Here is a 15,191-nt window from a genome sequence, read left to right as displayed (position 1 = left end):
GGCCGCCCGTCGCCCGGGGACGGGCGGTCAGCGGTGGTCGGCGGGGACCTCCTCGGGGACGGTCTCCGCCAGCCACCGGGAGGCCGCACCGAACGCCTCCTCCGGGGTCAGGGCGGCGGCCTCCTCCACGAGGCGGTCGCGCTCCCGGGCGCCGAGCCTGTCACCGAGGCGTTCGGCCGTGCGCGCCACGACCGGACCGGTGGTGTCGGCGACACCGCGCAGCGCGCACGCCCACCCGGTCAACCGCGCCGACAGGAGCGGATCCTCCTCCACCGCCATGGCCGCCAGGACATCGAGGACCTCCGCCCGGATCGGGCCCATGATGCCGATGAGCCTCCACCAGGACCAGGCGGCCTCGCGCCGGGCCCGGTCCGGGTCTCCCTCGGACCAGGAGATGGTCGCCGACAGGGCGCACGCCCCGACCTCGGCGTAGGCGGGCGCGAACCCGCCGAGCGTCTCCAGCACGGTCTTGATCCGCTCCACCAGGGCCCTGGCCCGCTCGTGGCCGCCCGCCTCGAGCTCCCACTGGGCCTCGGCCAGCAGCACCAGGACGGCGTGCTCGGGCTGGGTCGGGCGCCGGGCCGCCAGCCGGTCCAGTTCGGTACGGGCCCGGCCCAGGTCGCCCCGGTCGATGAGGACCTGGGCCCGGCGCACCCGGAACACGGCGGCCATGCCCTCCAGCCCCTGGGAGTCGGCCAGGGCGATCCCCTCCTCCAGCAGCTCCCCGCTGCGCTCCAGGTCGTTGAAGCGGTGCGAGTCCACCGCCTGGGCCAGCGCCTGGCACACGCCCCAGGCGTCGCCGAGCGCACGGAACCCCTCCAGTGCCGCACCCGCGTGTTCCAGGGCGGCGTCGAAACGGCCGACGAGGGTGTCGACCAGGGACAGCAGCGTGCACACCATGGCGCGCATCCAGGGGTCGGAGGTCTCCAGAGCGCGCGTGATCCGCTTCCGGGTCTCCCCGTCGCCGCCCTCCGCCATCGCCCGGTACATGAGGCTGTAGACGAGCAGGGGGTGCTCCTCCGGAAGCCGGCCCTGCGCGGCCAGCACCTCCTCGATCGCCCCGACGTGGTACCGGATGTCCTTGAGGGAGTCCGTGGTCGCGGCGGCCCGGTGGAACAGGCAGCTGGCGTACGCCATGGCGCGACCGGCCGGGACCTCGCCGCCCGCCATGTCGAGGATCTGCCCGGACCACCGGGAGACCGGTTCCCAGGCGTCGCTCAGGGTCCAGTACCACTGGGAGTACTCGATGAGGTCCAGGGCGAGGTGGACGTCGCGCCGCTCCACCGCCCAGCGCATCGCGGCGGCGAAGCCGTCGTTCTCGTCGTGCAGCCGGGCGAGCAGCTCGCCCTGGCGGGGACCGCGCAGCAGCGGATCGGCCTCCCGCCACAGGTCGCGGACGCGGTGGGCGTGGACGCTCCGGACGGTGTCGGTCTCCCCGGCGTCGTCGAGGCGTTCGGCCGCGTAGGCGCGGACGGTCTCCAACAGGCGGTAGCGGGGCGGGGCGTCGGCGCGGCGGGGTTCCTTGGCGACCACCAGGGACTTGTCGACGAGGGCGAACAGGACGGTCCACACGTCGTGCCCGGCCACGGCGCCGGGGGTGCCGGGGTCGGCGCAGACGTGCTCGACGGATTCGAGGTCCGCTCCCCCGGCGAACACCGACAGGCGACGCAGCAGTCGGCGCTCCGCCTCGCCCAGCAGCTCCCAGCTCCAGTCGACGACCGCGCGCAGCGTGCTGTGCCGGGGCGCGCGGCGCAGGCCGCCGCCCAGCAGGCGGAAGCGGTCGTCCAGCCGGTCGGCGAGCTGGGCGGGGGTCATCGCGCGCAGGCGGGCGGCGGCCAGCTCCAGGGCCAGGGGCAGGCCGTCCAGGGCGCGGACGATGCGCACGACGTGGGGGGCGTTGTGGTCGGTGACGGCGAAGTCCGGGCGGACCGCGCGGGCGCGTTCGGCGAACAGGACGACCGAGGGGGCGGCCGCGGCCTCGGCCGCCCTGGCGTGCTCGGCGGGCAGCGGCAGGGAGGGGACGGGCAGGAGGTGCTCGCCCGACGTGCCCAGGGGTTCGCGGGAGGTGGCCAGGACGCGCAGGCGCGGGCAGCGGGACAGCAGGAGGGCCGTGAAGCGCGCGGCGTCGTCGATGAGGTGCTCGCAGTTGTCCAGGACCAGGAGCACGGGGTGGTCGGCGATGAACGCCGCGACGCGCTCGGCGGGCGGCGGGGGCGGGGCGGAACGGGTCTGGAGGAGGGCGTGCTCGCGCACGCCCAGGGTGTCCGCCACCGCCTCGGGCAGGGAGGCGCCCTCGGTGAGGGGTGCGAGTTCGACGAACCAGGCGCCCCTGGCCGCCAGGGCGGGGTGGTCGGCGACGAAGGCGGTGGCGCTCTCGACGGCCAGTCTGGTCTTGCCCGCCCCGCCCGGTCCGGTCAGGGTGACCGACCGGCCGCGGGCGAGCAGGTCGACGGCGAGGCCCACCTCTGCTCGCGGAACGAAACCGGTGAGCGGCACCGGCAGGCGCATGTGCGCCCCGCCCGTACCGGCCGCGTCCGGCGCGGTCCCCGCGGGCGCCGGGGGGTCGGCGGGCGGGGGCGGCGCAGCGGCACCGGGCCCGCCGACGGCGGCGCCCCCGGCACGGCCGGGACCCGGGCGGACGCCGTGCCCGCGCGGGTCGGGCGGGGAGCCCTCCCCGGGGCGGGCCGGTGGGCGGGCGTCCGGGGCGGGGGTGGACAGCTGGCCTCGGAGCAGGCGCAGGTGGACGTCCTCCAGGCGCGGGGAGGGATCCAGTCCCAGGCCCTCGGCCAGGCGTGCGCGGAAGCGCTCGTAGGCCGCCACCGCGTCGGCGGTGCGCCCGGCCGCCGCCAGCGCGCGGACCAGCAGCTCCACCGGGCGCTCCCGGTGCGGTTCGCTCCCGGCCAGGGCCTCCGCCTCGGCCACCGCCTCGGCGGTGCGCTCCAGGTCGAGCAGGGCCGCGAGCCGCTCCTCCCGGGCGGTCAGGTGCGTCTGGTCCAGGCGCGCGGCGACGCCCTCCGCCAGGCCCTGGGCGGTCAGGTCCACCAGCGCCGGGCCCCGCCACAGCCCCAGCGCCCGTTCCAGGTCCGCCAGCGCCGGGGCGGGGCGTCCGCCCGCGCGGTGGTCGCGCCCCGACCGGACCAGGTCCTCGAACACGAAGAGGTCGACCCGGTCCGGTGCCACGTCCAGGCGGTACCCCTCCGGGCCTCCCTCCACCGGAGCCCCGCCGGCCAGCGTCCGCCGCAACCGGGACACCAGGGCCTGCAGGGCGTTGGCGGCCCCGGCCGGTGGGGCACCGGACCACACGGATTCGAGCAGGTGGTCGACGGCCGCCCACTGGCCGGGGCGGAGCAGCAGCAGGCCCAGGAGGGTGCGCAGCCGGGCACCGCCGATCGTCACGGGCTCCCCGGAGGCGTCGTGCACCAGCAGGGGGCCGAGTATGGAGAACCGCACCCCTCCATCATGGCCCCCCGGAGGCGGTGGGGTGCCGTTGTCCACAGGGCCGGCGCCGGGCCCGGCGCACCGCCCCGACCGGGTCGGGACCGCAGTAAGGTTCGCTGAGGAGCGTGTGCGGGTGTTCGTTCACGCCCCCTCCGCCGCGCCCGGCGCCGGGACCGTTCCGGACGCCGCGCCGCGGCCGGTCCCGTCCTGCGGGCCGCCCCGTCCCTACGGCGTCCCGCGCTTTTCCAGAGTCCAGCAGGAGTCCCACATTGTTCCCGGCCCTCCCTTCCCTCCGGACGACCGGGGCGCCTCGCGCGCCCCGCACCTCCCCCGGCGTGCCCACCGGCGCGCTGGCGGCGGGGGCGGCGTTGGCACTGACCACCGGCTGCGGCCTGTTCACCCCCGGGCAGAACGGGGACATGCCCGACGACATCAACGTCACCAGCCCGATGATGCAGGAGGGTCGGCCGCTGCCCGAGGCCTACACCTGTGTGGGCTCCGAGCCGGGTGAGGACGGGGAGCGTGAGACGTCCTCGCCTCCGCTGAGCTGGTCGGGCCTTCCCGACGACACGGAATCCCTCGCACTCGTGGTGGACGACCCCGAGGCCGCCGAGGTGTTCTGGATCGTCTACGACCTGGACCCGCAGACGGGCGAGCTGCGCCAGGACTCGGTGCCCGCCGACGCGCGCCAGGGCCTCAACAGCACGGGCGAGGCCGCCTACGCCCCGCCCTGCCCGGAGGCGGACGACCCGCACGGCTACCGGTTCACGGTGTACGCGCTGAACGCCCCGCTGGACCTGCCCGAGGGCGCGGAGCTGTCGTCGACGCTGGAGGCGATCGCCGACCGCGCGATCGCCCGCGGGTCCCTGGTCACCGGCACGGAGTGACCCGGGTCATAATGGGCGCGTTCCGTCCCGGGTTACCCACAGGTAGCCCGGGATGAGCGGTCTTTTCCCGATTCACCGAGGAAGCTCCCATCGCCCTCTGCACACAGGGCGCGACAGCGCATACAGTGGGGCAGTGCCCCCCGCCCCTTTTCAGATGACCGATACCCGTCCACTCGCCGCGCGGCACGCTGACCTGAGACCGCACAGGAGTCGCCTGCACCTCGCCCGCTCCGCAGGCCGCCCCTCCACGGGACCAGGCGGTCGCCGCCCCGCTCCGACCGGCCCCGCCCGGGCCCGTCTCCGGATGAATCCGGGTGCGCGGCCGACCTCCCCAAGGTAGTGCGAACACCATGACCCTCACCGTCATCATCATCGCCATCGTCGTCGTGCTGGCCGTGCTGCTGCTCCTGCTGCTGGGCATGCGTGCGCTCAACCTGGGCTCGCGCGACGACGGCTACGAGGACGACTACGAGTACGACGAGGCCGACGACGAGGGACGCGACGCCGATCCGGAGGACGGCGGGGACGAGGGCCGCGACGACGCCCCGCGGGGGCGGGGCCGCGGGCGGCGCCCGGCCGGCCGGCCGGAGCGGCGGCCCAAGCCCCGGCGCAACAAGCGCGAGGTCGACTGGGACGACGACGAGGACGGCGGCTTCTGGTCGAGCCTGGGCGAGAACGACGCCGACGGGCGCTCGGACGGGGACCGGGGCCGGGACGACCGCGACGACGACCGGGCGCCCACCGTCACACAGTACGAGTACGAGGACGACGACTCCTACGAGGACTACGACGACGAGCCCGCCGGGCCGGCCGGGGCGACCACCGTGCTGCCGCGCGCGACCGCTTCCGGCGACCCGTCCGCCGACCTGGCGATGCTGGCCAGCCTGGGCCGCAGCGATGACGGCCGCCCGGCGGACGGCGACCGGGCCCTGCCGCCGCGTCCCGAGCGCGCCGAGCTGCCGCCCACCCGCGACCCCGCCCCCGAGGCGCCCGTCGCGCCCGCGGCCCGCAACGACGACCCGCTGAGCTCCAGTTCCTGGAAGGTGCGCACCGACCCGGCGCCGGACGCCCCCTCGCTGGCCGACCGGCTGACGGCGCCCCGCCCCGACCCGCTGGGCGACCCCCTGGGCTCCCCCGCCCCGGCACGCGACCCGCTGGGTGCGCCCTCGGCGGGCGGCGCGACCCCCGCCCCCTACACCCCGTCCCCCTCCACCCCGCCGCCCTACGACGGCGGCACGGGCGGGCACCGGCGCACCGGCGCCCCCGACCCGCTGGGCGGCGGGTTCCGCGGCTCCCCCGCCGGTTCCGACGCGGGCTCGCCGATCTGGTCGAGCATGGACAGCGGCTCCCACCAGCGCCCGGCGGGAGGGTACGGCGCCGCTCCGGCCACGCCCGCCGATCCGCTGGGCGGCGGGTACGCCCCCGCGTCCCGGCCCGACACGGCGGCGGGGACGGGAGCGCACGGACGGTCGGACCACCCCTACGGCACCGGGGCCCCGGCCTACGACAGCGGCACCCACACGAGGCCGGACCACGGCACGCCCCGCCGACCCGAATACGAGACCGGCGAGCACACCCGCCCCACCTACGACACCGGCTCCTACGACACGGGGTCCTACGACACCGGGTCCTACAGCCGACCCGACTACGACACCGGCACCCACAGCCGCCCCACCCACCCCTACGGCACCGGGGCCCCGGCCTACGACAGCGGCACCCACACGAGGCCGGACCACGGCACGCCCCGCCGACCCGAATACGAGACCGGCGAGCACACCCGCCCCACCTACGACACCGGCTCCTACGACACGGGGTCCTACGACACCGGGTCCTACAGCCGACCCGACTACGACACCGGCACCCACAGCCGCCCCACCCACCCCGCCAACCCCTACGACACCGGCACCCCCGCCTACGACACCGGCGCCCACACGAGGCCCGCGGGCAACGAGCCGCTGTGGGGCACCGGCGGGGGCTCCGGGGCGCCGTCCGGGTACGGCGGTCCGGCACCGGCCGGTCGGCCCGACCCGTTCGGCACGCCACCGGGCCGGCCGGACCTGCCGGGCGGACCCGGCTACGGCGGCGGGTACGGCGGCGGGTACGGCGGTCCGAGCGGGCCCGCGGGATCCGGCGGGCCGGGGGCGCCGAGCGTTCCGGGGGGACCGGGCGGCACGCCCGGGATCGACCCCCTGCACGGCGGCCCGGGTACGGGCCACCCCTCCCCGGCGGGGCAGAACCCCGCCTACGGGCGGCCCGGAGAGGGCTACGACGACGTGCTGGGCGGCTACGCGCCCCGCCCGCCCGCCGAACCGGAGTACGACGGCTACCGCCCGCTGGAGGAGTGGCACCGCGGCGGGGCGCCCGACCCCTACCGGGACGCCCCCTACGACCGGCGCGAGCAGGACCGCCGCGGCTACGACGACGGATATGGGGACGGTCACTTCCGGTGACCTGACGCCGGGCTCCCGGCCCTGAACGCGGGCTGCGAGGACAGGGGTTCACAACGCCGAGGTGGCGGTTTCACACCCGCCACCTCGGCTTTTGTTCTGTCCGAGTTCGCTCTCGCCTCATGTGAACACGGGAAAATGGTTACCGAAACCACAACAGTCCGTAACACAGAGTCCCCGACATTGACTACAGTTGGTGATCATCACGACACCCTTCGAGACATCTCGAAGGTCCTCCGCCGTGCGCATCCCCCGGTCCGGACACCCGCAGTCCCCGCGCGCCTACGCATCGCCTGCCCGAACAGAACAGGAGTCACCATGCGCAACGACGCCCAGGGAACACCGCCCGAACCGCCTCCCGCCCGGGGGCCCGCCCCCCGCGCCGACCGCAGGGGCGTCGTCTCCGACGTCGGTGCCTCCCTCGTCGTCTTCCTCGTCGCCGTCCCGCTCGCCCTCGGCATCGCCGTCGCCTCCGGCGCACCGCTCATCGCCGGGATCATCGCCGCCGCCGTCGGCGGCATCGTCGCCGGTCTCGTCGGCGGCTCCGCGGTCCAGGTCAGCGGGCCCTCCGTGGGCCTGACCATCATCGTGGCCGGTCTCATCACCACGTACGGCTGGCAGGTCACCTGCCTGATCACGCTGCTCGCCGGCCTCCTCCAACTCGCGCTGGGCGCCTTCCGGATCGCCCGGGCCGCCCTGGCCGTCTCACCTGCGGTCGTGCACGGCATGCTCGCCGGCGTCGGCATCACCATCGCCCTGGCCCAGCTGCACGTCGTCCTGGGCGACGAACCGCAGAGTTCGGCCCTGGCCAACCTCACCGACCTGCCCCACCAGGTCGTCCACAACCACACGCCGGCCGTCGCGGTCGGCGTCGTCACCATCGCCGTCATGTTCTTCTGGAACAGGCTGCCCGGCGCCGGCCGGTTCCGGCCCGCCCTCATCCCGGCCGCGCTGGTCGCCGTCGGCACCGCCACGCTCATCGCCACCCTGGGGCGCTGGGAGGTCGAGACGGTGTCCCTCACGGACTCCCTCGGCCAGGGATGGATCGGCCCCGCGCTCCCCGCCGCCGGCCAGTGGAACGGCGTCATGCTCGCCGTGGTCACCGTCGCCATGGTCGCCAGCGTCGAGACCCTGCTCTCCGCCATCGCCGTGGACCGGCTGCACAGCGGCCGCCGGGTGATGCTCAACCGCGAGCTGTGCGGCCAGGGCGCGGCCAACGCCGTCAGCGGCGCCCTGGGCGGACTGCCCATCGCCGGGGGCATGGTGCGCAGCACCGCGGGCGTGCGCGCCGGGGGCCGCACTCCGATGACCACCATCCTGCACGGCGTGTGGGTCCTGGTGTTCGTCGCCCTGTTCGCGCACGTGGTCGAGCTGATCCCGATGGCGGCGCTGGCGGCGCTCCTGGTGTTCATCGGCGTACAGATGGTCTCCCTCGCCCATCTGCGCGATCTGCGCCGCCACCACGAGGCCGGGGTGTACCTGGTGACCCTGTTCGGCGTGGTGCTTCTGGGGCTGCTGGAAGGGGTGTTCCTCGGATTCGCGCTGGCCATGGTGGTGTCCCTGCGCAGGCTGACCCGGCTCACCGTCACCACCGAGGAGCGGGGCGGCCGCATCCACATCACCGTGCACGGATCCCTGACCTTCCTGGGCGTCCCCCGGCTCGCGCACGTGCTGCGCACCGTCCCCTCCGGCGCCCGGGTCGACCTGGACCTGCACGTGGACTTCATGGACCACGCCGCGTTCGAGGCCATCCACGCCTGGCGCGTGGACCACGAGCGCACCGGCGGCTCCGTCGACATCGACGAGGTGCACGAACGCTGGTACGAGCGCAGCAGCCGACGGTCGGCCCCGGCGGCCAAGACCGCCCCGCGCGGACTGGCCCGCTGGTGGGCGCCCTGGGAGATGCGCGGCGGAGCCCAGGAGGTGGACCCCCTCGGCCTGCTCGCCGCCGGGGCCCGGGAGTACCACGCCAGCACCGCCGACCGGATGCGGTCGGTGATGAGCCGGCTGTCTCACGGTCAGAACCCGACCGCCCTGTTCATCACCTGCGCCGACTCCCGGGTGGTGCCCAACCTCATCACCGCCAGCGGGCCCGGCGACCTGTTCACGGTGCGCAACGTGGGCAACCTGGTGCCGCGCCCGGACGCCCCGGACGACGACTCGGTGGGGGCCGCCGTCGAGTACGCGGTCGCCGTCCTGCGGGTGCCCTCGATCGTGGTGTGCGGGCACTCCCACTGCGGGGCGATGAAGGCGCTGCTGGAGGGCGCCCACCTGGACCCCGACGCCGCGGACACCTCGCATGTGCGGCGCTGGCTCGCCCACGGGTCCGCCAGCCTGGTCCGGGCGGGCGAACCCGCCGGAGAGCTGGCGGGGCTGCCCACCGCCGAGGCGCTGCGCCGTCTGGCCCAGGCCAACGTCCGCCAGCAGCTCGCCCATCTGACGCTGCACCCGCTGGTGCGCGAACGCGTGGAGTCCGGGGAGCTGGAGCTGACCGGGATGTACTACGACCTGGAGACGGCGCGGGTGCACCTGCTGGACACCGGGACCGGGGAGTTCACCGCGGTCCCGGACGTCCGGGACGTCCGGGACGTCCGGGACGTCACCGAGCCGGTGCCGCGGCCCCGGCCGGCGACGGAGGACGACCGTCAGCCGCTGGACGAGTCGTCGGGGGCGTCGTCGCGCCCGTCCTCCTGAACCCCTGACGCCTGGTAGGTGGCCAGCAGCACGATCGCAACGATGGCCAGGACCGGCAGGCCGAAGAGGAGCACCCAGAAGAGGGTCGAGTCGAACAAGGGTCACCCATTCCGTGGACACCGTTGCCCGCGGCCCCGGCACCGGCGGTCGCGGGCGTCCGCTCCCGCGGCCGCGGGGTCGGAGCGCTCCGCCCAATCTATCGGTGCCCCCGTCCCCGGACCATCACCACGGGGATGTACACACCTGCCCCACCCGTACGGGGCGCCGACCGCCGGGCGGGGAGCGGTCGGCCTGTTGCGCTCCCCCGGCTGATCCGGGATCCGGGACAGAACCGGAACACGGTCGACCCCCGCCTTGCGGCGCAGGTCGGAAGGTTGGAAGGAGGGGAGTCGGCCGGTAAGCCGGATTCTGTCGGTCCGTGAACGGACCGGGCGGTCATCCATCTGGGATCGCCGTTGCCGACGACCTCGGTGCGGTCCACCCGCGGACTCGGGCGGGCCGCCCTCGATCATCCGCGCGAGGATCCGGAGATCCCCTTTTCGACCTTGCTCCGGGTGGGGTTTACCGAGCCGACCGGATCACTCCGGCCGCTGGTGGTCTCTTACACCACCGTTTCACCCTTACCACCGCGAGCGGTGGCGGTCTGTTCTCTGTGGCACTGTCCCGCGGGTCACCCCGGGTCGGTGTTACCGACCACCCTGCCCTGTGGAGTCCGGACTTTCCTCGGATCCGCGCACCCGGCGCGGTCCGCGACCGCCTGGTCGACTCCCCTCGGTCCACGAGTCTACCGCCGGTGGCCCGGGCCCGGGCCACCGGCGGCTCAGGCCAGGTGGGAGGTGTCGTTGAACGACCGCATCACCATGGGGCCGTCGGCGTAGACGTCCACCTCGGTGAGGCTCGCGGTGTCCAGGTGCATCCGGTACAGCGCCTGTACCGGAGCCATCAGGGCCTGCTGGACCAGCGCCTTGATGGGGGTGACGTGGCTGACGACCAGCACGGTGCGCCCCCGGTGGCGCTCCACCAGGGCGTCGCGGGCCCGGCCGACCCGGCGCGACACCGTGGCGAAGTCCTCGCCGCCGGGCGGGGCGGCCCCGGGGTCGGACAGCCAGCGGTCGACCGCCTCCGGGGCGTGCTCGCGCGCCTCGGCGAAGGTCATCCCCTCCCAGGCTCCGAAGTCGGTCTCCACGAACCCGTCGTCGATCTCCACGGTGAGCCCCAGCACCGCGGCGGCGTACTCGGCGGTGCGCCGGGTCCGCAGCAGCGGCGAGGCGACGACCGCGTCGATCCCGCGGCCCGCCAGCCGCCGGGCGGCCGCCTCGGCCTGGGCGCACCCCGCCTCGGTGAGCGGGATGTCGCCCCGGCCCGCGAAGCGGCGCTCCACGGACAGCGGCGTCTGACCGTGGCGCAGCAGCAGCAACCGGGTGGGCGAGGTGTCGGGGGCACCCCACCCGGTGCTCACCGGGCCTCCGGCTCCGCGGTACGGACCAGGATGCGGCGGCACTCCTCACAGCGCACCACGTCGTCGGGGGCGGCGGAGCGGATCTCACCGAGCTCGGCCGGGCTGAGCACCAGCTTGCAGCCCTCGCAGCGGCCGTGGCGCAGCGGGGCGGCGGCGACGCCGCCGTACTGGGCGCGCAGCTTGTCGTACAGGGACAGCAGCGGCTCGGGGATGTCCTCGGAGACCCGCTGCCGGTTCTCGACGGCGCGGGCCCGGTCCAGGCCGATCCCGGCGCCGGCGGTGTCGCGCCGGGCGACCACCTCGGTGTACTCGACGCGGGCGTCGTGGGCGGCGGCCGTCAGCCTGGCCACCTCGGCCGAGAGCGCCTCGACCTGCTCCATCGCCTCCAGCACGACCTCCTCCAGCTCGCTCTGGCGACGGCCCAGGGAGGCGATCTCGGACTGGAGGTTCTGCAGCTCCTTGCCGCTGGTGATGCGCCCCGACTCCAGCCGCTCGGTGTCGCGGGCCGCGCGGGCGCGCACCTGGTCGACATCGCTCTCGGCCTTGCGCTGGGCGCGCTCGGCGTCGGACAGTCGGGTCTGGGCGGCGATCAGCTCGCCGTCGAGGCGGTCGGCGAGCTCGGCGAGCCGGGTCGCCTCGGCGACCTCGGGCAGGGTCGCGGCCCGGTGGTCCAGGCGCTGGACCTCGAGGTCCAGTTCCTGGAGGTCGAGCAGTCTGGCCTGCGCGGCGGGTTCGGCTTTCACTTGTTCTCCTGGGGTGGTCGGAAAGGCTGGTACGCCGTCCGCGCCCTCACTCTGTGCAGTTCGATAGCACTGTGCGGTTCGACGACACGGTGCGGTCCGATCGGGATGCCCGGCGGCGGGCGGATGTGTCAGGCCGACGGGAACGCCTGTGACCAGGCGTCCGTCACCGTCGTGGACACACGGGTCTCCACGTTAGCCCCATCCGGGCCCAGCCGCCGCACGAGGGAGTCGGCCAGGGCGGCCGCCCCGTCCGCCAGCCACGGCCACTCGCTCGCGAAGTGCGGGGTGTCGACGAGCGCCGGGGCGTCCGGCCGCTCGGCGAACTCCGAGGCGGGGTGGTGGCGCAGGTCGGAGGTGACGAAGGCGTCGACCCCGGCGGCGCGCGCGGAGTCCAGCAGGGAGTCGCCCGCGCCGCCCGACACCGCGACGGTGGTCACGACGCGGTCCAGGTCCCCGGCCACCCGGACGCCGGGAGCGGTGGCGGGCAGGGCCGAGGCGACCCGGGCGGCGAAGTCGCGCAGCGTCATCGGGGTGTCCAGGACGCCGACGCGGCCGATGCCGCGACGGCCGTCGGGGTCGGCGGTGTCGGGCTCCAGGGGGCGCAGCGGACCGGTGAGCCCGACGGTGCGGGCCAGCGCGTCGGACACCCCCGGAGCGGCGGTGTCGGCGTTGGTGTGGGCGGTGTACAGGGCGATCCCGGCCCGGATGAGCCGGTGCACGATGCGCCCCTTGGGGGTGTGGGCGGCGACACTGTGCACCCCCCGCAGCATGAGGGGGTGGTGGGTGACGACCAGGTCGGCCCCCCAGGTGACCGCCTCGTCGACGACGGCCTCCACGGGGTCGACGGCGAACAGGATCCTGGCGATCCGGTCGGCGGGGTCGCCCACCGCCAGGCCCACCCGGTCCCAGGAGGCGGCCCAGGAGGTCGGGTAGACGTCCTCGAAGGCGGCCACGACGTCGGCGAGTGCGGGGTGTGCGGTCTGCGTGCTCACGGGCACGAGCGTAGCGCCCCCGCGGCCCGGCGCAGGCGCCCGGCGATCCCGGGCGTCACCTGCTCGACGGTGACCTCGGCGTCCAGGCACAGCACGACGGCCGTGTACTGCACCACCAGGTCCGGGGAGTCGGCGCTGACGCGGACCCGGCACCGGTCCTCGCCGACGGGTTCGATGCTCCCCGGGAACGGGCCGTACAGGCGGCCTCTCGCCTCCTGCGCGGACAGGGCCACGGCCAGCCGCACGGTGTGGGTGTAGGTCGCCCCGGCGAACCCGCCCAGCAGGTGGCCGACCGGGTCGGGCAGGTCGCGGGGGACGAACCGGTCGTGGGTGGCGCGGGCCTCCGAGACGCGGTCCATCCGGAAGGTGCGCCAGTCGTCCCGGTCGCGGTCGTGGGCGATGAGGTACCAGTGGCCGCCGTGGGAGACCAGGTGGTGCGGCTCCACCCGGCGCTCCCCCGGCTCCCCCGACCGCGGGCGGTAGGTGAAGGCCGTGACGACGCGGTCGCGGCAGTGCGCGGCGAGCCGCCCCAGCTCCGCCGGGTCGGTGCCGTCCCGCCCGGACGGCACCGCGGAGGCGCTGTCCCGGACGGCCGCCAGCCGGGGGCGCAGCCGCGCGGGCAGGATCCGCTCCAGTTTGGCCAGGGCGCTCAGCGCGCCCTCCCGCGCCCCCTCGGCCCTGACCAGTGCGATCGCCAGGGCGATGGCCTCCTCGTCGTCCAGGAGCAACGGGGGCAGGTCGCGCCCGGAGGCGAGCCGGTACCCGCCCGCCACCCCGGGAACACCCTCCACCCGGTAGTCGAGGTCGCGCAGCCGGTCGATGTCGCGGCGCAGGGTACGGGCGCTGACTCCGAGCCGGTCGGCGAGCTCGGGCCCGCTCCAGTCGCGGCGCATCTGGAGCAGGGACAGCAGGCGCAGGAGGCGCTGCGGCAGCCCTGCCCGGACGGATTCGCTCATGCCTTCCAGGATGCCGTCCATTGCGGCCGGAATGTGACCGCATGGGCTTCTACGTTGGCCGGGACGGCACGGGAACGACCTCGGGAGGAACCATGACGGACCTGGCGAACACGACGGACGCGGCGGCGGTGCGCGCGCTCGCCGCCCGGGTGGCGGGGGCCGTGCACACCCCCGGCTCACCCGGCCACGGGCGGGCCCGCACCGGCGTCCAGCTCCTGGACCCGCACCGGCCCGCCGCCGTGGTGGAGGCCGCGGGCGCCGACGACGTGCGCGCAACGGTGGCGTGGGCGTCCGAACGCGGCCTCCCGGTGGCCGTCCAGGCGACCGGGCACGGCCGCGGCACCGGCCTGGACGGCGGGGTGCTCATCGACACGCACCGGATGGACGGCGTCCGGGTGGACCCCGCCCGCCGGACCGCGCGGGTCGCCGCGGGCGCCACCTGGCGACGGGTCGTCGAGGCCGCGGCGCCCCACGGTCTGGCGCCCCTGTCGGGCAGCTCCCCGTCCGTGGGCGCGGTGGGCTACACCCTGGGCGGGGGCGTCGGCCTGCTCGCCCGACGGTACGGGTTCGCCGCCGACCACCTGCGCGGTGTCGACCTGGTCACCGCCGACGGGACGGCGCACCGGGTGAGCGCCGGCACCGACCCCGACCTCCTCCGGGCGCTGCGGGGCGGCGGCGGGAGCCCGGGGGCCGTGACCGGGATCGAGATCGACCTGTTCCCGGTGGAGCACCTGTACGGCGGAGGGCTGCTCTTCGACCTGGGCGAGGACCCCGCCGGGGTGCTCGGCGCCTGGTGGGAGTGGACCCGGGACCTGCCCGAGGAGATGACCTCGGGGGTCTCCGCGGTCTCCTACCCCGACCTGCCCGGGCTGCCCCCGCACTTGCGGGGCCGCCACCTGGCCCGGGTCGCGGTTTCCTGGTCGGGACCGCTCGAGCAGGGTCCCGGCCTGGTGGACCCCCTGCGGTCCGCCGGCCCGCTCCTGGAGGACACCCTGGGGGTCCTCCCCTACACCCGTTCGGAGGAGGTGTTCGCCGACCACGACGATCCCGCGGCCTTCCGGGGCGAGGGCCTGCTCCTGGACGACCTGCCGGTGGCGGACGCCGCCGCGGCCGCCCGGCGGGGGGCGGAGGCCCCCTTCCTGACCGCGGTGTGGCTGCGCCACCTGGGCGGCGCGCTGTCCCGGCCGCCCCGGACCCCGGGCGTCGTCGGCCACCGCGGCGCCGCCTGCGCACTGGCCCTGCTGACGCTGGACGGGCGGGAGGACACACCCGCCATGGCCGACCTGCGCGCGTCGACCGCGGCGGCGCTGGCCGACCGCACCCTGGGACGCTCGCTCACCCTGTCCTTCGGGGCGATGGACGCCGACCTGGTCCGCACCGCGTTCTCCCCCGAGGACCACGCCCTCCTGGTCCGGCAGCGGGACCGGCTCGACCCGCGGGGCCTGTTCCACTCCCACCGGCCGCTGGACTGAGCCCGCGGCCGCGGACCCCGCGGGACCGCCGTCCCGCGGGCTCCGCCCGGCCCCGGGGTGAGCGGGGCCACCGCCGGCCGGGACGGGCCGCCGCCGGGAACGG

Annotated in this window: 10 protein-coding genes and 1 other RNA gene; 4 read left to right on the top strand and 7 right to left on the bottom strand. The window is 75.8% G+C overall.

All coding sequences use genetic code 11. The annotated features are described in order from the left end of the window. Positions 1 to 27: 27 nt before the first annotated feature. A complete protein-coding gene (locus ACSUPR_RS26215) occupies positions 28 to 3,450 on the bottom strand; it encodes an AfsR/SARP family transcriptional regulator (protein WP_436887379.1) in 3,423 nt (1,140 codons plus the stop codon). 257 nt (positions 3,451 to 3,707) lie between these two features. Here ACSUPR_RS26215 and ACSUPR_RS26210 point away from each other — a divergent pair, with 257 nt between their 5' ends. From ACSUPR_RS26210 to ACSUPR_RS26200, 3 genes are all read left to right on the top strand, one after another. Continuing rightward, the gene (locus ACSUPR_RS26210) at positions 3,708 to 4,325 is read left to right on the top strand and encodes a YbhB/YbcL family Raf kinase inhibitor-like protein (RefSeq protein WP_436887378.1); all 618 of its coding nucleotides are present in this window, start codon (positions 3,708 to 3,710) and stop codon (positions 4,323 to 4,325) included. A gap of 350 nt (positions 4,326 to 4,675) precedes the next feature. Next, positions 4,676 to 6,775, top strand: coding sequence for a hypothetical protein (locus tag ACSUPR_RS26205; RefSeq protein ID WP_436887377.1), 2,100 nt, complete (start codon positions 4,676 to 4,678; stop codon positions 6,773 to 6,775). 315 nt (positions 6,776 to 7,090) lie between these two features. Continuing rightward, the gene (locus ACSUPR_RS26200; protein ID WP_436887376.1) at positions 7,091 to 9,466 is read left to right on the top strand and encodes a SulP family inorganic anion transporter; all 2,376 of its coding nucleotides are present in this window, start codon (positions 7,091 to 7,093) and stop codon (positions 9,464 to 9,466) included. Here ACSUPR_RS26200 and ACSUPR_RS26195 read toward each other — a convergent pair. The 6 genes from ACSUPR_RS26195 to ACSUPR_RS26170 all read right to left on the bottom strand — a co-directional run bounded on the left by ACSUPR_RS26195 (position 9,418) and on the right by ACSUPR_RS26170 (position 13,616). After that, entirely contained in the window at positions 9,418 to 9,564 is a 147-nt protein-coding gene (locus ACSUPR_RS26195; protein ID WP_436887375.1) for a hypothetical protein, read from the bottom strand. The two genes, ACSUPR_RS26200 and ACSUPR_RS26195, sit on opposite strands and share 49 nt — an antisense overlap. A 283-nt stretch (positions 9,565 to 9,847) precedes the next feature. Beyond that, positions 9,848 to 10,235: RNase P RNA component class A (gene rnpB, locus ACSUPR_RS26190), an RNA gene on the bottom strand. Between the two features lie 51 nt (positions 10,236 to 10,286). Beyond that, on the bottom strand, positions 10,287 to 10,925 hold the full coding sequence (locus ACSUPR_RS26185; RefSeq protein WP_436887374.1) for a histidine phosphatase family protein: 639 nt from the start codon (positions 10,923 to 10,925) through the stop codon (positions 10,287 to 10,289). Next, entirely contained in the window at positions 10,922 to 11,668 is a 747-nt protein-coding gene (locus tag ACSUPR_RS26180; protein WP_436887373.1) for a zinc ribbon domain-containing protein, read from the bottom strand. Before ACSUPR_RS26180 ends, ACSUPR_RS26185 begins: the two co-directional genes overlap by 4 nt. Before the next feature lie 128 nt (positions 11,669 to 11,796). Beyond that, a complete protein-coding gene (locus ACSUPR_RS26175; protein ID WP_436887372.1) occupies positions 11,797 to 12,666 on the bottom strand; it encodes a Nif3-like dinuclear metal center hexameric protein in 870 nt (289 codons plus the stop codon). Then, positions 12,657 to 13,616 (bottom strand): helix-turn-helix transcriptional regulator, encoded by a 960-nt coding sequence (locus ACSUPR_RS26170; protein WP_436887371.1) that lies wholly within the window; start codon positions 13,614 to 13,616, stop codon positions 12,657 to 12,659. The genes ACSUPR_RS26175 and ACSUPR_RS26170 overlap by 10 nt, the downstream gene beginning before the upstream one ends. 92 nt (positions 13,617 to 13,708) lie before the next feature. Here ACSUPR_RS26170 and ACSUPR_RS26165 point away from each other — a divergent pair, with 92 nt between their 5' ends. Then, a complete protein-coding gene (locus tag ACSUPR_RS26165) occupies positions 13,709 to 15,088 on the top strand; it encodes an FAD-binding oxidoreductase (protein ID WP_436887369.1) in 1,380 nt (459 codons plus the stop codon). Positions 15,089 to 15,191: the final 103 nt, after the last annotated feature.

The sequence above is a fragment of the Nocardiopsis dassonvillei genome, from assembly GCF_964273065.1.
Classification (GTDB): Bacteria; Actinomycetota; Actinomycetes; order Streptosporangiales; family Streptosporangiaceae; genus Nocardiopsis; species Nocardiopsis dassonvillei_B.
This window is presented reverse-complemented; position numbering and strand designations above follow the sequence as displayed.

Coding starts and splice junctions, on each gene's coding strand:
- ACSUPR_RS26170 (WP_436887371.1), bottom strand. CDS start 13,616: ATGAGCGAATCCGTCCGGGCAGGGCTGCCGCAGCGCCTCCTGCGCCTG.
- ACSUPR_RS26165 (WP_436887369.1), top strand. CDS start 13,709: ATGACGGACCTGGCGAACACGACGGACGCGGCGGCGGTGCGCGCGCTC.
- ACSUPR_RS26205 (WP_436887377.1), top strand. CDS start 4,676: ATGACCCTCACCGTCATCATCATCGCCATCGTCGTCGTGCTGGCCGTG.
- ACSUPR_RS26200 (WP_436887376.1), top strand. CDS start 7,091: ATGCGCAACGACGCCCAGGGAACACCGCCCGAACCGCCTCCCGCCCGG.